The sequence below is a fragment of the Bradyrhizobium roseum genome (genome assembly GCF_030413175.1).
Taxonomy (GTDB): domain Bacteria; phylum Pseudomonadota; class Alphaproteobacteria; order Rhizobiales; family Xanthobacteraceae; genus Bradyrhizobium; species Bradyrhizobium roseum.
This window is the reverse complement of sequence record NZ_CP129212.1, coordinates 6,130,663-6,150,283: the sequence shown is the minus strand read 5'-3', so window position 1 is coordinate 6,150,283 and position 19,621 is coordinate 6,130,663. Positions and strand designations below refer to the sequence as shown.

The window sequence follows — 19,621 nt, the reverse complement described above, 5'->3', positions numbered from 1 at the left end:
AATTGAAAGGGACTTGTGATGACGGTTGGTGTTGGTGGTTCGACGGCGGAGGCGGAACTCGCCGCCCTGAAGAACATGCGCGGCGACGTGCCGCCGATCGGCGTCGAAGAGCGTCTGCAGCGCATCGCGCGGGCGCAGGCGATCATGCGCGAGAAGGGCATCGACGCGCTCTATCTCGATGTCTCCTCGAGCATGACCTATTTCACCGGGTTGAAGTTCCGCCGCACCGAGCGCATGCACAGCGCGGTGCTGCCGGCCAAGGGCGAGATCGTCTACATCTCGCCGGCCTTCGAGGTCGAGAAACTCAAGACCATGACTTCGTTCGGCGAAAGGATCGCGGTCTGGGAGGAAGACGAGGACCCGACCGCCACCGTCACCGAGACCGTGCGTTCGCTCGGCTACCCCTCCGGCACGATCGCCGTCGATGAGGCGACGCCGTTCTTCACCTTCGATGGGCTACGCCGTGCCGGCAACGCCTACACCTTCATCAACTCGATCGACGTCACCGCCGGCTGCCGCATGATCAAGTCCGAGCAGGAACTGGCGCTGATGCAGACCGCCAAGAACATCACGCTCGAAGCCCACAAGGCCGCCGCCCGCATCATGCGTGAAGGCATCACCACGACCGAAGTGCAGGCCTTCATCACCGCCGCGCACCGCAAGCTCGGCTCGGAAGGCGATCCGCCATTCAACGCGGTGCTGTTCGGCGAGGCGACCGCGTATCCGCACGGCGTGCCGTATCCGCAGACGCTGAAGCAGGGTGACATGATCCTGATCGACACCGGCGCGCCGGTCGACGGCTATCTCTCCGACATCACGCGCTCTTACGTCTTCGGTGAGCCGACCAAGCGCCAGCGCGACGTCTGGAATCTGGAGAAGGAAGCGCAGGCGGCTGGTTTTGCCGCCGCCAAGCCGGGCAACCGCTGCGAGGATATCGACATCGCGGCGCGCGGGGTCATCAACGGAGCCGGCTTCGGCCCCGGCTATGCCACGCCCGGCCTGCCGCACCGCACCGGCCACGGCATCGGCCTCGACGTGCACGAATGGCCCTATTTGGTGAAGGGCGACAAGACCGTGCTGAGGCCCGGCATGACCTTCTCGAACGAACCGACCATCTGCATCTACGGCGAATTCGGTGTCCGCCTCGAGGACCACATGGTCATCACCGAAACCGGCGCCCGCTGGTTTACCCAGCCGGCGCATTCGGTCGACGATCCCTTCGGTCTGGAGGGATAAACTGACAACAAGCCCAGTTCCGGACCATCGCCGGCGCCTTCATCGTGCTACTTTGCATGGGGTTGTTTTGCGAGTTTTTGTTGGGCGTGCGAACCGGGTCTGTCGGCTCCCCGTCCGGGCTCAAGAGATCGTAATGATCTCAAGCTCTTGACCGGATATACCGACGACATCCCCGACGGCCTTGCTCATCAGCGACCTCGCCACCGGGGATACGAAGGAAATCGAGCCGGCCTTCGGGTCCGCCTCGTCCTCGCCGACGATCCGATATGTCTGGACGCGTCCGTCGTCGCGTCGGAACGTCACCGTGCTGCCGAAGGCGACGGTGTCGGTGGACGCCGGATCGGGCATGACCTGAGCCGTCCGGACCCGCTCAGCAAGGTAGCGCGCGTCGCGCAACGGGATCGCGGCCTGCCGCCGTCGTTCATTGACGTCTTCGATCTTCTGCGCGGCCTCATAGGCCTCGCGCGCCTGCTGCAGCTGCTGCTCCAGCGCCTTCAATCCGGCTTCGGTCACGAGGTTCGGATGCGGCGAAACCGGGCGGTCGGGGAGCAACGTCTCCGACGCCGTTTCCGCACTGTCTTCCTTGGTAAAGGCAACGCTCAAGCCCGATCCTCCAGATCACGCGGGACGCATCATAGCGCAACGCGCGCGGGCTGTACGGTCGTTTTAAGCCGGGCTGCCGCAGCCTTGTTCCGCCGGCAGTTCCTCGGCATTGGGGTCGCCCGGCGCCGTCGCCCAGGCCAGTTCGACCAGCGTTACAATGCGCCGGCCGGCGCCATCGAGCTGGCAGACAATGAGGCCCTGTTCCTCGATGTAGCTCAGCAGCCGCCGCGCGCGGCGCAGCGAATGCGAGCCATAGGCGCGGGCGATCGCGGCATCGCCCGGACAGGGCCAGCCTTCCTTGGCGGCGCGGGCGATCATCATGAACACGCCCTGCATGTCCTCCGGCAGCAGTGAGGCGCGGACCGAGACATCCTGCCAGCCGTCATCGTCAGCGATATCGGAGCCGAGGCCGGCGCGGGCGCGCGTCAGCATGCGGCGGAAGTCCGCAAGATCAGGCACGGCCGATCCCAGCCCCTCGATCCGGCAGCGCACCACGAACTCCTGATACAGCACGCCATGCGCGCGGAAGCCCGCGTCAGGTTCGGCCATGACGGCGCGCAGGATACGGTCGACGCGCTCGCGCCGCTCCGCCAGTTCTTCGGCGCTCAGCGTTGGCTCCGCCGCTTCGGGACGGATCTCCAGCGCCGCCGATTTTGCCGCCATCAGCTGATCGAGGAGGTCAGGCGGCGGTGTGCGGCGCTGCGGCCGGTTGGCCTCGGGCGGCGGCGCGGCCAGGATGATGGCGTGGGCGTCCGACGTCGCTTCCGGCATCGGCATCAGGCGCGGGGTTGCGTTGCGCGGCGTGGTGTCGGTCGGACCGATGCGCAAGCCCAGCGGTCGGCGGGACAGCGCCGGCCCCAGCGCCATGAACTGCCCGCGCTCCAGATCGCGAAACGCCTCCGCCTGCCGCCGCTCCATGCCGAGCAGGTCGGCGGCGCGCGCCATGTCGATGTCGAGAAACGTTCGCCCCATCAAAAAATTCGACGCTTCCGCCGCGACGTTCTTGGCGAGCTTTGCCAGCCGCTGTGTCGCGATGATCCCGGCGAGCCCGCGCTTGCGGCCGCGGCACATCAGGTTCGTCATCGCGCCGAGCGAAAGTTTTCGCGCTTCGTCCGACACCTCGCCGGCGACGGCCGGCGCGAACAGCTGCGCTTCGTCCACCACGACCAGCATCGGGTACCAGTGGTCGCGCGCGATCTCGAACAGTCCGTTGAGGAACGCCGCCGCGCGCCGCATCTGGTTTTCGGCATCCAGCCCTTCGAGATTGAGCACGGTGGAGACGCGATGGATGCGTGCGCGTTCGCCGGCGACCTGCAGGCCGCGCTCAGTGTGGTCCTCGGCATTGATCAGCAGATGGCCGAAACGCTCGGACAGCGCCACGAAGTCGCCCTCGGGGTCGATGATGGTCTGCTGCACCCAAGGGGCACTCTGTTCCAGCAGCCGCCGCAGCAGATGGGATTTGCCGGAGCCTGAATTACCCTGCACCAGCAGCCGGGTCGCCAGCAGTTCCTCGAGGTCCAGCGTGGCCGGCGCGCCTGCCGTCGTGTGCCCCATCTCGATTGCAACGGTCATAACCCGACTCAAACTTCCCTCAGCGGAGGCGGGCTTAACAACCCGGCCGCCGCCCGTCGAGAACAGATGGACGACCACCACGCGTTCTCCACGGCTGGTCGCGCGCGGTGGACAAGTTCGCTTCAGCTTCGCTCGGATTCCGGAACGAAAAACGGCGTGCTTTCAAGTTCCGGCTCGTTGAACGCTTCCACCCTGCGGCGCATGTGATCGATATCCTCGCAGAACAGCGAAGCCACGATCGCTCCGGCCACCCGTTCGGCGGCGATATTGACGCCCGGGATATCGCTGGCGACCGCGGTATGGCTGGCATGGGCGCCGAAATTGACCAGATGGATCTGCCCGAGCGTCGGTTCGCTGCCCGGAATCTTCTCGGTCAGTTCGAAACCGGGACCGAGATAGGGAAAACGCTCCAGATCGCGGCGGCGCAGATCGGGCGCGGGCTGATAGCGATCGCCCCAGGTGGCGATGTGGGGGGCATAGTGCGCGAGTTCCGGAATCCGCGCCGGGTCGACGTTGAAGCCGGTGCCGACGATCAGGAAGTCATGCAGTTTCGGTTCATCCTCACCTGCGATCTTCACCGCGACTTTTTCGCCCGCGCGCGACGCTGTTTCGACACCCGCGCGAAAATGGATGTGGAAGCCGGCGAGCCGCATGGTGCGATTGACGGTTTCATGCGGCACCGGGGACTGGATGTCGTTCAGATACACCGTCACGGCCCAGCGCTCGGCATCGGGCAGCGAAGACCAGCCGTAAAGGAAGCCGGGAAATGCCGAGCCGCGTCCCTTGTTGACCTGCGGCAGATAAGGCCGCCGCACATACATGTCGACCCGCGCAGCGCCGCGTTCGAGCGCGGTGGCCGCATTGTCCCACGCGGAAGCTCCGCCGCCGAGCACGGCGATGGATTTGCCGCGCAGCGCTTCGAAATCGATATCGTCATTGGTGTGGGCCGCAAGGCCCGGCGCCAATGCGCGATCGACGAAGTCCGGCCAGAGGTCACCGCCGGCGCCGGCGCGGCCGGTCGCGAGAACGACGCGCCGCACCAGTATCTTTCGACGCGCGCCATTTTCGTTCAGCACGGCTTGCACGAACGAGCCCGCGGGTTCGAGCGCTTCCAGCGCAACGCCGTGGCGGACGGGCAATGCCAGCACCTTCTGCAACCAGGACAGATAGTCCACCCAGGTCCCGTTATGAATCTTGTAAAGCGCTTCCCACGCGGCAATGCCGTATTTCGATTCATACCAGGCACGAAAGGTGAGCGAGGGTACGCCGAGCGCCGGGCCGGGCAATGTCTTGGGCGAGCGCAGCGTGTCCATGCGCGCGTAGGTCAGCCAGGGCCCTTCCTGTCCGCGCTTGGCGCGCTCGATCACGGCGATGTTGCGCACGCCCTTGAATAGCAAACTGCCGGCGGCGGCGATGCCGTTCATGCCGGCGCCGACGACCAGAACGTCGAGCACCGGTTGGCCGCTCGCGTCCGCGATGGTCGCCGGCCAGTTCGCCGCCGGCACGCCCAGCATCTCCAGGTCGCGCGCCACGGCACGTTCGTGCCGTGCGAGCCCCGCCAGATCGGCACGGTCAATCCTGTCCAATTGTCTGCCCCATCGTCTACGATCCGAACGAGTTCTTCTATCCGCAATGCGTCGTCAAGCGCCGCGATGTGCTCGCGAACGTTGCAAGTGCTGAACCAAGCACCGCGTCGCGTCGCATAGGCCGTCGGCAAAATCGCCGGGTAGGCTTGCGCTAGCATATTCGGTGGCATGGAAATTGCTGAATATCCAGCTACAGTTCGTCGTTCAACCGCGGAGATTTGGAATGCTTGAGGGAGCCGAGGTGCGACTGGCTGTCGATATCGGAGGCACGTTCACCGATATCGTCCTGGATGTGGGCCGGGATCGCAAAACCCGCAAAGTGCTGACGACGCCGGCGCGTCCGGAGCAGGCGGTGCTAGACGGTATGCGCCTTATTCTGGCCGATGCGCGTGCCCACATATCCGACATCGACGTCTTCATTCACGGCACCACGCTGGCGACCAATGCCATCATCGAAAGGCGCGGCGCGAAGACGGCGCTGGTCGCAACGGAAGGTTTTCGCGACGTGCTCGATATCGGCACCGAGAGCCGCTACGATCAGTACGACCTCGGGATCGACAAGCCAAAGCCGCTGGCGCCGCGTGCGTTGCGTTTCACGGTCCCCGAGCGCATCGATTCGCATGGCGCGGTGCGACTGCCGCTCGACGAAGCCGCGGTGCGGGCGCTCGCGCCTGAATTGCGCGCGCAGAATGTGGAGAGCGTCGCCTTCGCCTTCCTTCACTCCTATGCCAATCCCGAGCATGAGCGGCGCGCCGCCGCGATCCTGAAAGAGGAAATGCCCGGTGTCTGGATCACGCTGTCGTCGGCGGTGTGTCCTGAAATCCGTGAGTATGAGCGGACCTCGACTGCGGTGGCCAATGCCTATGTGCAGCCGTTGATCGACGGCTATCTCGCGCGCATGGCCGAAGGGCTGCAGGCCGAGCAGTTTCGCGGCGCCATCTATCTCGTGACCTCCGGCGGCGGCGTCACGTCGATCGAGACGGCGCGCCGCTTTCCGGTACGCCTCGTCGAATCCGGGCCGGCAGGCGGCGCGATCTTTGCGGCGCAGATTGCGGCGCGTCTCGGCGAGAGCAAGGTACTCTCGTTCGATATGGGCGGCACCACCGCAAAAATCTGCCTGATCGAAAAGTACCAGCCCGAAACCTCGCGGGTGTTCGAGGTCGATCGCGCCGCGCGCTTCCTGAAAGGTTCGGGCCTGCCGGTGCGTATTCCGGTCATCGAGATGGTCGAGATCGGCGCCGGCGGGGGCTCGATCGCGCGCGTCGATGCGCTGAAGCGCGTCACGGTCGGCCCGGAAAGCGCGTCCTCAGAGCCGGGGCCTGCCTGTTATGGTCGCGGCGGCCTGCGGCCCGCCGTGACGGACGCGGATGTCGCGCTCGGCAAGATCGATCCCGATGCGTTCGCCGGCGGCACCATCAAGCTCGACCTCGAACTGTCCAGGCAGGCCTTGTTACGCGATATCGGCGAGCCACTGGGGCTGTCGGCGGAAACGTCAGCTTATGCGGTGCATGAAGTGGTGTGCGAAAACATGGCGAGCGCCGCCCGCGTGCATGCGGTCGAGCGTGGCGCCGTCGTTGGTCAGCATACCCTGATCGCCTTCGGCGGGGCCGCGCCGCTGCATGCGTCCCGGGTCGCCGAGAAGATCGGCGTTTCGCGCGTGATCGTGCCGTCCAATGCCGGCGTCGGCTCCGCGGTCGGGTTCCTCGCTGCACCCATCGCCTATGAACTGGTGCGCAGCCGTCATGCCAGGCTCGACGCGTTCGATGTCAGCGCCGTGTCCGACCTGCTGGACGAAATGGCGACCGAGGCGCGCGCGCTGGTCGAGCCGGGTGCCGCGGGTGAGCCCGTGCGCGAACGGCGCGCCGCCTTCATGCGCTATGTCGGACAGGGACACGAGATCACGATCGAGCTGCCGAACCGGCCACTGACGGACGCCGATCTTGCAGGTTTGCGTCAGACCTTCGAGAAGGATTATGCGGCCCTGTTCGAGCGATCGATCCCGGGGGCTGCGATCGAGGTGCTGAGCTGGTCGGTGCTCGCGACCACGGAGCCGCGCAATCCATCTCGCGTTGCCGAGGTGGCGCGCATGCCGGCTGGAAAGGCCGCGGGCAGCCGCAAATTTTTCGATGGCCGCGCCGGGAAGGTCGTCGAGATTCCGCTGTATCACCGCAACCAGATGGCGCCGGGCGCGACCATCGCGGGGCCTGCGGTGATCGCGGAAGACGAGACCTCGACATTCGTCTCGACCAGCTTCGACGCCCATATCGACGGCGCCGGCAGCATCGTCATGGAACGGAAGGCGGCATGACCATGAGCAAGCCCGATGGCGCGAGCCTGATCGATCTGCAGATCATGTGGCACCGGCTGATCGCCGTCGTCGAGGAGCAGGCGCAGGTGCTGCTGCGCACGGCGTTCAGCCCGATCGTGCGCGAATGCGGCGACCTCTCGGCCGGCGTGTTCGACCTCAAGGGGCGCATGCTGGCGCAGGCGGTGACGGGGACGCCGGGCCACGTCAATTCGATGGCGGAATCGGTCAAGCATTTCATCGCGCGTTTCCCGATCGAGACGATGAAGCCGGGCGACGCCTACATCACCAACGATCCCTGGATGGGCACCGGCCATCTCAACGACTTCGTCGTCACGACGCCGTGTTTCAAGGACGGCAAGGCGGTCGCGCTGTTTTCCTGCACCAGCCATCTGATGGATATCGGCGGCATCGGCTTCGGGCCCGATGCCACCGACGTCTTCATGGAGGGATTGTACATCCCGATGCTGAAGCTGATCGATCAGGGCGTCGTCAACGAGACGCTGATGGCGATGATCCGCAGCAACACGCGGTTGCCGATCGACACCGAGGGCGACACCTATTCGCTGGCCGGCTGCAACGACGTCGGCTGCCAGCGCCTTGTCGAGATGATGCGCGAATTCGAAATCGAGTCGCTCGATACGCTTGGCGATTTCATCTGTGATCGCTCGCGCGAAGCGGTGCTGGCCGAGATCGCAAAACTGCCGAAGGGCGTATGGCGCAACAGCATGGTCGTCGACGGCTATGATGCGCCGGTCACGCTGGCGGCGACGCTGACGATCTCGGAGGAGGGCATTCACGTCGATTTTGACGGCACGTCGGGCGCCTCGAAGTTCGGCATCAACGTGCCGCACTCCTACACCACGGCCTATACCGTGTTCGGCCTTGGCTGCGTGGTCGCCTCGCAGATCCCGAACAATGCGGGTTCGCTCTCGCCGCTGACGGTGGCGGCGACCGAGGGCTCGATCCTTCATGCGCCGAAACCGGCGCCGGTGGCGTCGCGCCATATCATCGGCCAGATGCTGCCCGACGTGGTGTTCGGCTGTCTGCGCCAGATCATTCCGGAGCGGGTGCCGGCGGAAGGCACCTCCTGCCTGTGGAATCTCAATGTGCGCGGACAGACGCGCAGCGGCGCCGGCGGCAATTATGGGTTCTCGATGGCGGTGACCAGCAATGGCGGCACCGGCGCGCGCTTTGCCAAGGATGGCTTGTCGGCCACGGCCTATCCCAGCGGCGTGCGCGGCACGCCGGTCGAGATCGCGGAGACGCAGACGCCCTTGATTTTCTGGCGCAAGGAGCTGCGTCCGGATTCGGGCGGCGCCGGGCGCACGCGCGGCGGGCTCGGCCAGATCATCGAAGTCGCCAGCGGCGTCGATGCACCGTTCGACATTCTGGCCGCCTTCGACCGCATCGATCATCCGCCCCGCGGCCGCGACGGTGGCCGTGACGGCGAAGCCGGCTATGTCGGACTGAAATCGGGAAAGAAGCTGCGCGGCAAGGGCTTTCAGACCGTGCCGCCGGACGATCGTCTGGTGGTGCTGACGCCCGGTGGCGCGGGGATCGGCGACCCGAAGCAGCGCGCATCGGCCAGCGTGCAGGAGGACGTCGAAAGCGGGCTGGTGTCGAGCGAGAATGCGATGGCGGTTTACGGCTTAACGGGCTGACGCGTCCCGGGCGCGTTGCAGGTCAATTTCAACAGGACGGAGAGTATCGATGATTACGCGGCGGACCTTTACGACGGGGGCGGTGACGATGCTCGCCGCCGGCCACCTTTCGACACGAGGCATGGCGGCGACGGCGAACTGGGACATGTCGACGGTGTGGCCTGACGGCAATTTTCACACCAGCAACGCCATGGCCTTTGCCGATGCGGTCAAGAAGCAGACCAATGGCGCCGTCAACATCACGGTGAAGGCCGGCGGTCAGCTCGGCTTCAAGGGGCCGGAACATCTGCGCGCGGTGCGAGACGGCCTGGTGCCGCTCGCCGACGTGCTCAACATCCAGCAGGTCGGCGACGAGCCCTTCATGGGCGTCGAGAGCATTCCTTTTCTTGCCGTCTCGATGGACGAACTCAAGATCCTGCACAAATATGTGCGGCCCGAATACGACAAGATCGCCGAGCGCAACAATCAGAAGATCCTCTACATCGTGCCCTGGCCGACCCAATATCTGCACCTCAAGGTGAAGGTTGCGGGCGTTGACGGACTGAAGAACATCAAGATCCGTGTGCCGGACAAGAACGCCGTCGATATGCTGAACGCGGTCGGCATGGCGCCGGTGATGATTCCCTGGGGCGAGACCATACCGGCGCTGGCGTCGGGCGCTGTTTCCGGCGTGTCGACCTCCGCGGTATCCGGCGTGGACGGCAAGTTCTGGGAGTTCATGAAGTACATTTACCCGACCAACCATGTGTGGTCGTCGCAGATGCTGACCGTCAATCTGGACTCCTGGAAGGCGCTGGGTGCGGATCAGCAGAAGATGGTCGCCGCCATCGCCGCAAAGATGGAGCCGGATTTCTGGGCGAATTCCCTCAAGGCCGACGTCGACAGCCTCAACCGGCTCAAGCAGGGCGGCATGGAGGTGGTGCCGGTGCCGGATGCGATGATGACGGATATCCGCGCCAAGACCGCGCCGCTGCTGGAGGCCTTCCTCAAGCGCGTGCCGGCGGCGGAAAAGCCGGTGCGGGCCTATCTCGCCGAAGTCAAGCGTTAGGAGCGGGCCCGTGGCAAGCGTCCTGCCTGCTCCACCGGAAAGCCTCAACGCAGCGGCGCCGGCGCCGCTGCGCATGGTTCTCGATGCGATCGATCGCCTCGGCCGGCTCGACGGCTGGATCGGCGGCGGCTGTCTGCTGACGCTGACGTTCCTGATGCTCGCCGAGGTCGCGACGCGCCTGCTGTCGAACTTCCTGCCGTTCTTTCCACCGACTATCTCGATCGCCTGGGAGTATTCCTCCTATCTGATGGCAGCATCTTTCACCTTCGGCGCGGCCATGACGCTGCGTGTCGGCGGCCATATCCGCGTCGTGCTGCTGCTGAAAAACGTGCCGGAGACCGTCCGGCGCGCGCTCGAGGTTCTCTCGGCGTTCGCCGGCTTCCTGTTCATGGCGTTCCTGACCCAGGCGATGGTCAAGTTCGCCTGGGGATCCTTCATACGCGGGCAGATTTCGACATCGAGCGACACGCCGCTGTGGTTTCCGCAAGCCATCGTCACCTTCGGGATGCTGTTGCTGACGCTGCAGTTCCTGGCGCGCGCCATCCAGGCTGCGCTCGGCCTGCCGCTGGAAGATCATCGCATGAAGGCGACGCCCGTCGAATGACCACCTGCGCAATGAGGGCCGCGCCCTCGCGCCCGCTGCCGGAAGGCCAATTTCATGACCATTGAAGTCGTCAGCCTGTTCGCCATTTTGTTCGCGCTGCTGGCAGGGGGACTCTGGATCGGCCTGACGCTGGCGCTCACCGCGACCGTGCTGTTGGCGACGTTCCGCTCGGTCCCGCTCGACAAGCTGCTGCCGCAATACGTCTGGAACATCCTGACCACGCAGGAATTGCTGGCGCTGCCGCTGTTCATCCTGATGGGTGAGCTGTTGTTTCGCACCAAGTTGTCGCGATCGCTGTTTCAGGGACTGGCCCCGTGGGCCGGGCTGCTGCCGGGACGTCTGCTGCATGTCAACGTGATCGGCTGCACGATCTTTGCGGCGATCTCCGGCTCGTCGGCGGCGACGACGCAGGTGATCGGCCGCATGTCGCTCAACGAGCTGCTGCGCCGCGGCTATTCGAAGGATATCGCGATCGGTTCGCTCGCGGGCGCCGGTACGCTTGGCTTCCTGATCCCGCCATCGAACATCATGATCATCTATGGCGTGCTCGGCGACGTCTCGATCCTGAAGCTGTTCACTGCCGGAGTCCTGCCGGGTCTGCTGCTGGCGGGGACGTTCATGGCCTGGGTGATGATCCATACCACGCTGAACCGGACACTGGTTCCGGAGACCGAGGCTAAACTTGCCTTGGTCCCTTGGCGCGAGCGCTTCGCCGCGCTGAAGGACCTTGCGCCGGCTTTGTTCCTGATCGCATGCGTGCTCGGCTCGATGTATGGCGGGCTTGCGACGCCATCGGAGGCGGCGGCGGTCGGTGTGCTCGGCGCTGCGCTGGTCGCGTGGGGCCAGGGATCGCTGTCGCAGCAGGTGATGCGCGATGTCATCATCGGGTCGGTAGTCACCTGCTCGATGATCGCGCTGATCGTGCTCGGCGCGTCGATCCTCGGGAATGCCGCCGCTTTTTTAGGTATTCCGCAAGCAGTGGCGGCGTTTGTTAAGGGTCTCGGCCTGTCGCCCTTCGCGCTGATCGTGGTGCTGATCGCGTTCTATCTCGTGCTCGGTTGTTTCCTCGACGGCTTTTCGATGATCGTGATGACGTTGCCGATCGTGCTGCCGATCGTGAAGGCGGCGGGCTTCGACGACATCTGGTTCGGAATCTTCCTCGTGATTGCCGTCGAAATGTCGCAGATCACGCCACCGGTCGGCTTCAACCTGTTCGTCATCCAGGGCCTGACGGATGATGGCCTCGGCTATATCGCGCGGGTGACGATGCCCTACTTGATCATCATGGTCGGCTTCGTGCTGCTGCTGACGTTGTTTCCGGGCATCGTCACGATCCTGCCCAAGCTGCTCTACGGATAGAGCGCTCGTCACGCCGCCCAGCACTGTCCGCCGCCGTCGACGCGCAGCACCTGACCGGAGACGAACGCGCCGAGCGGTCCTGCGAACACTTCGACGACGCGCGCGACCTCGTCAACGGTGGCGATGCGGTCCAGCGTGCCGGTTTCGACCATGTGGTTTTGATCGACTGCGCGCGTGCCCATGAAGCGGCCGGTGCGGGTGTCGCCGGGTGCGATGCAGTTGACCGTGATGTCGTGGGCGCGAAGCTGGTCGGCGAGGCAGCGCGTATAGTGCGTCATGCCGGCTTTCGCCACGGCATAGATCGAGCCGTTGGTGCGGCCCTTGAAGGCCGCGACCGAGCCGATGGTGACGATGCGGCCCTGGCGCCGCGGCATCATTTCCTTGGCCACCGCCTGGCAGGTCAGAATGGTCGAGAGCAGGTTGCGGTCGAGCACCGCGCGGACGTCTTCCTCGCTGATGCCGATGGCGTCGTTCGGATCGGGCTTGCCGCCCCTGGCAGCGATGTCGCCGCCGGCGTTGTGGACGAGAATGTCGATCGGACCTAATTCGCCCGTCGTGGTCTCGACCACGCGCGCGATGTCCGCGCCCTGGGTGAGATCGCCGAGCACCCGGATGGTGCGCACGCCATGCGCCGTCGCCACGTCCGCGGCGACCGCCGTCAGCGTCGAGCCCTCGCCATACTCGGCCGGGCCGTTTTCGCGCATGCCGTGAATGGCGACATCGGCGCCGAGGCTCGCCAGCCGCTCGGCGAACGCCCGGCCGAGCCCGCGGCCCGCGCCGGTGACCAGCGCAACCTTGCCCTGCAGCGTGCGGGCGGTGTCATCTTTCGGCATGAGGTGTTCTCCTGAACAGGCTTTGCAATCCGGCCGGGCTTCGATCATAAAGGCGCCGATCTACAGGCCGGCCGATTTCGCCATCGGGCGACAATAAAACAGGGAGCGAGTGTCGTGGCATATTCCAATACGCAATTGTTCATCAATGGCAAATGGCGGCCGAGCCAATCGGGCCGGACCATCGCCGTGCGCAACCCGGCAACCGAAGAGGAGATCGGCACCGTGGCGCATGCCGACCGCGCCGATCTCGACGAAGCGCTGGAAGCCGCCGCGAAGGGTTTTAAGGTCTGGCGCGCGGTGGCGCCGTTCGAACGTTGCAGGATCATGCGCAAGGCCGCCCAGATCATGCGCGAGCGCAATGACGAGATCGCGCCGCTGATGACCATGGAGCAGGGCAAGACACTGGGGGAAGCCAAGATCGAAGCCATGGCCGCCGCCGACGTCATCGAGTGGTTCGCCGAAGAAGCCAAGCGCGCCTACGGCCGGGTGATCCCGGCGCGCGGCCCGGGCATCTACCAGATCGCGATCAAGGAGCCGGTTGGCCCGGTCGCGGCCTTCACGCCGTGGAATTTCCCGATCAACCAGGTGGTGCGAAAGCTCTCCGCGGCGCTTGCGGCGGGCTGTTCGATCATCGTCAAGGCGCCCGAAGAAACGCCGGCGTCGCCAGCGCAACTGATCAAGGCGTTCGCCGATGCCGGCGTGCCGGACGGCGTCATCAACCTGGTCTATGGCGTGCCGTCGGAGATTTCCGAATACCTCATTCCGCATCCGGTGATCCGGAAGATCTCCTTTACCGGATCGACCGTTGTGGGCAAGCAGCTCTCCGCGCTGGCCGGCCTGCACATGAAGCGCGCCACCATGGAGCTCGGCGGGCACGCGCCGGCGATCGTGTTCAAGGATGCCGACGTGTCGGCGGCGGCGAAAATTTTGTCGGCAGCAAAATATCGCAACGCCGGACAGGTCTGCATCTCGCCGACCCGCATGCTGGTACAGGACGACGTATTCAAGGAGTTCGTCGAAAAATTCGTCGAGGGCGCGAAGTCGATGAAGGTCGGCAACGGCATGGATCCGGATTCGAAGATGGGGTCGCTCGCCAACCCGCGCCGCGTTACCGCGATCGAAGGCATGGTGCAGGACGCGGTGAGCAAGGGCGCCAAGCTCGAGACCGGCGGCCACCGCGTCGGCAACAAGGGTTACTTCTATGAGCCCACCGTGGTCAGCGACGTGCCGAAGGATGCGCGCGCCATGAACGAGGAGCCGTTCGGCCCGCTGGCGCTGATCTCGCGCTTCTCGACCTTCGACGAGGTGGCGGAAGAAGCCAACCGCCTGCCGTTCGGCCTGGCGTCTTACGCCTTCACCAGTTCGACCAAGACCGCGACCGCGATCGGCGCCGCGATCGAAGCCGGCATGGTGTCGATCAACGCCTTTGGCCTCGCGCTGCCCGAAGTGCCGTTCGGCGGCGTCAAGGATTCCGGCTACGGCTCGGAGGGCGGCATCGAGGCGATGGAGGCGTATTTCAACACCAAGTTCATCACCCAGACCGGGGTGTGAGCGAGACGGCGAAGCCGATACGGCTGGCGCTGCTGATCTGACATGGCCCGACACGCCACTGGCGTGTCGGGCCAATTTTGATCGTGCCACGCCTGCTGCGCAATGGATAGCCCGGGCGGGGTGATTTTGGGCATCCATGTGGGCGCTGATACACAGAATCGGCTGAAGATACCGGGACAATCACGGGTTAGCGGCGGCTAATTCCTGATCGCATAAAGCGGCGTCCGCAGCGTCAACTGGTAGGACGGTTTCGGCGTCCAGGCGATCTGCGCGGTGATGCCGAACAGCCGGTTGTCGTCGTCGTCCATGCGGTCGAGGTCGAGGCGGAGGATCGGCTGCGTGAAGGCCGCAAACGGTGTCAGGTTCAGAAGCTGTGCGCCGCCGAAGTGTTGCGCGCCGAAGCGGCCGGTGAACTTCCAGTTGTTGTCCCATTGATAATAGCCGCCGACAAACCCCATGACATCGGGGCTGACGCGGGCGAGCGGCGTGTCGACGAGGACTCTCGTATATTGTACGCCCGCGAGCAGACCGCGCGTTTCGTCGGCGTCCAGCGCGTAGCCCGCTTCGAGAATCGTGTTGTAGGTCGTAGTGGCCAGCGGCGCGTCCGAAATCGATCGCGTCGCGTTCGACTGCAGCGTCATGGTCGGAAATAGTCCGCCGTTCTGCTGATAGAGGTCGGCCTGGAAGCCGACGGTAAAGGCGTAGACCGAGAACGTCCCCCAGGGATCGTTGCCCGATTGCGAAGTCGCGCCGCTGACGCCGCCATAGACCGAGAGGCGGTCGTTGACATCGACGGTGACGGGCAGGTCGACCGAGACGCTTTGGCTGGACGGCGAGGTCGCGGTTCGCAGCGAGGACAGATTTGCCAGTCGCGACAACAGCGGCGGCGGGCTGAAGCCGATGGAGAGCGCGCCGGCGGGCAGCGTCCCGTAGGTCGTTCGCATGTCGAGATAGACGTTCGGCAGCGCCGTTTTTGCCTTGGCCGCATCTTCCTCGTCGTCGTCATTCTCCTCGCTCAGGGCTGCGCCGGAAAGGCAGAGCGACAGCAGCGCCCCGAGAGCCATGCGCCTGATGGCTCGCGCCGGCGCCGACTTCCGATGACAGGAACGGAGAGGGGATGTGAGGTTCGTGCTCAATCGAAGCCGCCGCCTTTGATCCGCGGAGATGACCATTTGGGTGTGACAAATACAAGCGCGACCTTGGCGCGAGCGCATTCTTCACGGCGAGTGTGACGCGTTTGCCCCGGAGCAACAAATTGACCCACGTCAAAGGATTGCGCCGGTGGCCGCTTAGGAATGCAGTCAACAGCCGAGGAACGAAGCATGCGCAAAAGCACCAGATATCTTGCGGCGGTCGTCGCAATCGCCATCGGTCCGGCATCGCCGTTGATGGCCGCCGCCCAGACAACGCAAAAAAGCGCGCCCCGGCTTGCCGACGTCATGGGCGCGTTGCAGGCGCGGCATTCAAAGCTGTGGACGGCAGCCCAGCAGCGCAACTGGGAGTTGGCGTCCTACCAACTGGAACTGGTGAAGGCGGGCCTCGCGGATGCGATTGGGTTATATAACGATATCCCCGTCAGCAACGTCACGATGATCGACGGTCCGCTCAAATCGCTCGACAGCGCGATCGCTGCCCGTAGCAGTGCCGCATTCGGCAAGGCGTTTGGGGAACTCACGACCGGATGCAACTCCTGTCACCAATCGACCGGCCGCGGGTTCATCGTGATGAAGATTCCCACAGCGTCGCCTTTTGGCAATCAATCGTTTGCGCCGAGGTCGGGCCAGAACCAGGACGGCACGCGCCGGTGAGAGGTCCATCGCTGATCACCACGACGCCGAGCGCGATGGCGTCGCTCAGCCGGCCTTGTCGGCGGCCTCGATGGCGACGGACAGCGCGAGCTTGGTTTCCGCCACGATGTCCTCGACCAGTTCTTCCCGGCTGACATTGGCAACCTGGCCGGTGAGCAGTCCCTGTTCGGCGAGCATGACCACGCCGTGCAGCGAGGCCCAGATCTTCAGGGCGCTCCGCTCGCGCAACAGCCCGACCGCCGGGGCCTCCAGCGCCTCCAGCAGCAGTTCGAAGGTTTCCATGGCGGCGCTGTGCAACTCGCTGCCCTTGGCCGCGCAGGCCATGGTTCGCGACGCGAACATCAGGCGATAGATGCCGTTGCGGCGCAGGCCGAAATCAAGCGTGAGCTGCGCGAAACGCGAAAGCTTTGATTGCTTCGACGGTTTTTCGATCGCCGTGCGCATCATGGCGCTGAACTGGCGGAACGCTTCGGCCGTGACGGCCGTCAACAACGTTTCGCGATCGGCGAAATGCTTGTAGGGGGCCGGCTGCGAGACGCCGAGTATCTTGGCCAGCGCGCTGATGCTGATCGCCTCGGGGCCGCCGAGTTCGACCTCGTGCAACGCGGCCTGAACCAGGGCATCGCGGAGATCCCCGTGGTGATAGGCATTCAGTGCTTTGCGTGCGGGTCGAGGTGGCATTCAATTCCATGCTCTATAACTTTTGACTTGACAGCACAACGGCCGCGCGAATGTAATATGATATAACTTCGCGGTGCGCCGGCGGGTCAGTTGCCGTCGCGCCGCAGAAAGCTGCGCGAGACAAGCGCCACACAGAGGGAAACGCTGCGATGGCTGGAAAGCTGAAAATCCGCGTCGACCAGGACAAATGTCAGGGCCACGCGCGCTGCAAATCACTGGCGCCAGAACTGTTCGACCTCGACGAGTTCGGCAATGCGCACGAAGTCGGCGACGGTTCCGTGCCGGCGGGCCTGGAAGACAAGGCGTACCTTGCCCAGAGCAACTGTCCGGAGATCGCGATCGACGTGACCGAGGAATAGTCCGGTCCCCGAGATCAACTTGAGCCCTCACCAGGATCTGAACGAACCACGCAAAGGATTTGCTCCGATGTCCGATTCCGCCAGCATCATGCCCGAACATCCGCCGGTCACCGACTGGGTCAACGATTTCGATCACACCGATCCGGCGTGGACGGAAAATCCGTTTCCGATCTGGGAGAAACTGCGGGCGGCCTCGCCGGTGGTCCACACCGAGCGGTTTCTCGGCTGCTACATGCCGACCACCTACCAGGCGGTGAAGGAAATTTCCTACGATACCGATCACTTCTCGTCCCGCCGGGTCATCGTGCGCGACGTTCGCCCGGAAATCACGGCGCGGGCGCCGCCGATCACCTCCGATCCGCCCGAGCACAAGCCGGCCAAGCAACTGCTGTTGCCGCCGTTCACGCCGGACGCGATGAAGAAGCTCGAGCCGCGGGTGCGGGCGATCTGCAACGAACTGATCGACGAGTTCATCGCCGACGGCGGATGCGACGCCGCCGCGCGCTACACCAAGCATATCCCGGTCCGCGCCATCGCGCACATGCTGGGCATTCCCGAGAAAGACGGCGATCTCTTCATCAAGTGGATTCACGGAATTCTCGAGCTCGGCATCAAGGACGACAACGCGCTGATGGGCGCGGTGCGCGAGATGACCGGCTATTTCATCGGCCATATCGAGCAGCGCAGGAACAATCCCACAGACGATCTCATCTCCACGCTGATGAACGCGCGGGACAAGGACGGCAATCCGCTGGCGGACGAGCATGTGCTGGGCTCGCTGCGGCTGCTGCTGATCGCCGGCATCGACACCACCTGGAGCGCGATCGGCGCCTCGCTCTGGCATCTGGCGAAGACACCGTCGGACCGCGAGCGCCTGGTCAAGGAGCCGGAACTGATGCCGCTCGCCGTGGAAGAGCTGCTGCGTGCCTATTCGCCGGTGACAATGGCGCGCGAGGTGATGAAGGAGACCACCATCAGCGGCTGCCCGGTCAAGCCCGGCAACATGGTGCTGCTATCGTTCCCGGCCGCCAACCGCGATCCGGCGATGTTCCCGGATGCCGACAAGGTGGTAATCGACCGCAAGGAGAATCGCCACGCCGCGTTCGGCCTCGGCATCCACCGCTGCGTCGGCTCCAACCTGGCGCGCATGGAAATGACGGTTGCGATCGAGGAATGGCTGAAGCGGATTCCGGATTTCAGGCTCGACCCGGCCGGCAAGGTCACCTGGTCGGAAGGCACCGTGCGCGGCCCGCGCCAGTTGCCCGTGCTGTTTGGCAAGGCGAGCTGAAAGCCAAGCTATCGCGTCCCGGTTCTGCGGAGCGGCGCACTGGACGATGCTTCGCATCGCCGCGAGAACGCCGCACCGCGTCCGGGACACGTTCTCCCTACTTGACCTCGATCTTCGCGTCGCTGGCGACCTTCTTCCAGGCTTCGATGTCGCGCGCGTTGATGTCGCGCTGCTGATCTCCGGCGATGAAATCCGCCGAGATGCCGAGCGCCAGCAGTTTCTCGATGATGTCGGGTTCGGCCAACGCGGCCTTGAGCGCGGCGGAAACCTTCTCCGCGATGGGAGCGGGAACGCCTGATGGCGCGTACATCACCCAGGACAGGCTGCGTTCGAAGTCGACGCCTTGCTCCTTGTAGCTCGCGACATGGGGCAGGCTCGGCGAACGGCCGCCACAGACCGCAAGCGCCTTCAGCTTGCCGTCCTTCACCAGCGGCGTTCCGGTCGCCATGTCGACCAGCCCCACCGCGATGTGACCGCCCATCAAATCGTTGGCGAGTTTGGCCGCGCCGCTGAACGGCACGTGCTGCAGGCGGACGCCGGCTTTTTGCGAGAGGATTTCGCCGCAGAAGTGCCCGGTGGAGCCGACGCCCCAGCTGCCGTACTGGATCGGCTCGCCTTTCTTCGAAAGTTCGGCCAGCTCCCGCAGATTGTTGGCGGCAAAATCCTTTGTCGCGATCAGGAGGATGGACGACGTGCCGATCCGCCCGATGGTGGTGAAATCCTTGATCGGATCATAGGGCAGGTTGGGATAGACGGCCGGCGCGAGCACATGGGTGGTCATGCCGCCGATCGTGATGGTGTAGCCGTCGGGAGGCGAAGTCGCCGCCTGCTGCGCGCCGATGGTGCCGGCAGCGCCGGTGCGGTTTTCGACGTAGATGGTCTGCCCCAGGCGGTTGCCCATCTTGTCGGCCAGCAGCCGGCCAAGCACGTCGCCGCCGCCACCGGCCGCGAACGGCAGCAGCATCTTGATCTTCTTGGAGGGATAGCTCGATGCGTCTTCGGCGCGGGCCGGACCTGTCACAGACGCCAGCGCCAGCAACGAAAGCATGATCGCGCGTAACTTCATTTACTCTACTCCCTGGGTTTCCCGTTTGCTTTTTTGTTCTTGATGGTTCGCCGCTGGC

The 19,621-nt window shown here is 64.7% G+C and carries 17 protein-coding genes; 10 read left to right on the top strand and 7 right to left on the bottom strand.

The window, feature by feature from the left end:
- The first annotated feature begins 18 nt into the window (after window positions 1–18).
- On the top strand, window positions 19–1,236 hold the full coding sequence (locus tag QUH67_RS29050) for a M24 family metallopeptidase (protein WP_300942932.1): 1,218 nt from the start codon (window positions 19–21) through the stop codon (window positions 1,234–1,236).
- Between the two features lie 120 nt (window positions 1,237–1,356).
- Here the strand turns inward: QUH67_RS29050 and greA are convergent, their stop codons facing one another.
- The 3 genes from greA to QUH67_RS29035 form a co-directional block, all read right to left on the bottom strand.
- Window positions 1,357–1,839, bottom strand: a complete 483-nt coding sequence (gene greA / locus QUH67_RS29045; RefSeq protein ID WP_300942931.1) for a transcription elongation factor GreA — start codon at window positions 1,837–1,839, stop codon at window positions 1,357–1,359.
- Window positions 1,840–1,902: 63 nt separating this feature from the next.
- Complete coding sequence (locus tag QUH67_RS29040; RefSeq protein WP_300942930.1) at window positions 1,903–3,411, bottom strand: ATP-binding protein; 1,509 nt, start codon at window positions 3,409–3,411, stop codon at window positions 1,903–1,905.
- 122 nt (window positions 3,412–3,533) lie between these two features.
- Entirely contained in the window at window positions 3,534–4,997 is a 1,464-nt protein-coding gene (locus tag QUH67_RS29035) for an NAD(P)-binding domain-containing protein (RefSeq protein ID WP_300942929.1), read from the bottom strand.
- 223 nt (window positions 4,998–5,220) lie between these two features.
- On the opposite strand from QUH67_RS29035, the gene QUH67_RS29030 reads away from it, so the two are divergent.
- The 5 genes from QUH67_RS29030 to QUH67_RS29010 are packed head-to-tail and all read left to right on the top strand — an operon-like array spanning window position 5,221 to window position 11,977.
- Entirely contained in the window at window positions 5,221–7,305 is a 2,085-nt protein-coding gene (locus tag QUH67_RS29030) for a hydantoinase/oxoprolinase family protein (RefSeq protein WP_300942928.1), read from the top strand.
- Between the two features lie 2 nt (window positions 7,306–7,307).
- A complete protein-coding gene (locus QUH67_RS29025; RefSeq protein WP_300948208.1) occupies window positions 7,308–8,966 on the top strand; it encodes a hydantoinase B/oxoprolinase family protein in 1,659 nt (552 codons plus the stop codon).
- A 49-nt stretch (window positions 8,967–9,015) separates the two neighbouring features.
- Window positions 9,016–10,014: a TRAP transporter substrate-binding protein gene (locus QUH67_RS29020; RefSeq protein WP_300942927.1), complete on the top strand. Its 999-nt coding sequence runs from the start codon at window positions 9,016–9,018 to the stop codon at window positions 10,012–10,014.
- 10 nt (window positions 10,015–10,024) lie between these two features.
- Window positions 10,025–10,618: a TRAP transporter small permease subunit gene (locus QUH67_RS29015; RefSeq protein ID WP_300942926.1), complete on the top strand. Its 594-nt coding sequence runs from the start codon at window positions 10,025–10,027 to the stop codon at window positions 10,616–10,618.
- 54 nt (window positions 10,619–10,672) lie between these two features.
- The gene (locus QUH67_RS29010) at window positions 10,673–11,977 is read left to right on the top strand and encodes a TRAP transporter large permease (protein WP_300942925.1); all 1,305 of its coding nucleotides are present in this window, start codon (window positions 10,673–10,675) and stop codon (window positions 11,975–11,977) included.
- 8 nt (window positions 11,978–11,985) lie between these two features.
- Here the strand turns inward: QUH67_RS29010 and QUH67_RS29005 are convergent, their stop codons facing one another.
- The gene (locus tag QUH67_RS29005) at window positions 11,986–12,810 is read right to left on the bottom strand and encodes an SDR family NAD(P)-dependent oxidoreductase (RefSeq protein ID WP_300942924.1); all 825 of its coding nucleotides are present in this window, start codon (window positions 12,808–12,810) and stop codon (window positions 11,986–11,988) included.
- A 114-nt stretch (window positions 12,811–12,924) separates the two neighbouring features.
- On the opposite strand from QUH67_RS29005, the gene QUH67_RS29000 reads away from it, so the two are divergent.
- A complete protein-coding gene (locus tag QUH67_RS29000; protein ID WP_300942922.1) occupies window positions 12,925–14,361 on the top strand; it encodes an NAD-dependent succinate-semialdehyde dehydrogenase in 1,437 nt (478 codons plus the stop codon).
- A gap of 197 nt (window positions 14,362–14,558) precedes the next feature.
- On the opposite strand, the gene QUH67_RS28995 is transcribed toward QUH67_RS29000, so the two are convergent.
- A complete protein-coding gene (locus tag QUH67_RS28995) occupies window positions 14,559–15,425 on the bottom strand; it encodes a hypothetical protein (RefSeq protein WP_300942920.1) in 867 nt (288 codons plus the stop codon).
- Between the two features lie 324 nt (window positions 15,426–15,749).
- On the opposite strand from QUH67_RS28995, the gene QUH67_RS28990 reads away from it, so the two are divergent.
- Complete coding sequence (locus QUH67_RS28990; protein ID WP_300942918.1) at window positions 15,750–16,169, top strand: hypothetical protein; 420 nt, start codon at window positions 15,750–15,752, stop codon at window positions 16,167–16,169.
- 45 nt (window positions 16,170–16,214) lie between these two features.
- On the opposite strand, the gene QUH67_RS28985 is transcribed toward QUH67_RS28990, so the two are convergent.
- Window positions 16,215–16,850, bottom strand: a complete 636-nt coding sequence (locus tag QUH67_RS28985) for a TetR/AcrR family transcriptional regulator (protein ID WP_300942916.1) — start codon at window positions 16,848–16,850, stop codon at window positions 16,215–16,217.
- 149 nt (window positions 16,851–16,999) lie between these two features.
- Here QUH67_RS28985 and QUH67_RS28980 point away from each other — a divergent pair, with 149 nt between their 5' ends.
- Window positions 17,000–17,209 carry a ferredoxin gene (locus tag QUH67_RS28980; RefSeq protein WP_300942915.1) on the top strand — a complete coding sequence of 70 codons (210 nt, stop codon included), beginning with the start codon at window positions 17,000–17,002 and terminating at the stop codon, window positions 17,207–17,209.
- Between the two features lie 67 nt (window positions 17,210–17,276).
- Window positions 17,277–18,497, top strand: a complete 1,221-nt coding sequence (locus QUH67_RS28975; RefSeq protein ID WP_300942914.1) for a cytochrome P450 — start codon at window positions 17,277–17,279, stop codon at window positions 18,495–18,497.
- Window positions 18,498–18,594: 97 nt separating this feature from the next.
- On the opposite strand, the gene QUH67_RS28970 is transcribed toward QUH67_RS28975, so the two are convergent.
- On the bottom strand, window positions 18,595–19,563 hold the full coding sequence (locus tag QUH67_RS28970; protein ID WP_300942913.1) for a Bug family tripartite tricarboxylate transporter substrate binding protein: 969 nt from the start codon (window positions 19,561–19,563) through the stop codon (window positions 18,595–18,597).
- Between the last annotated feature and the right edge of the window lie 58 nt (window positions 19,564–19,621).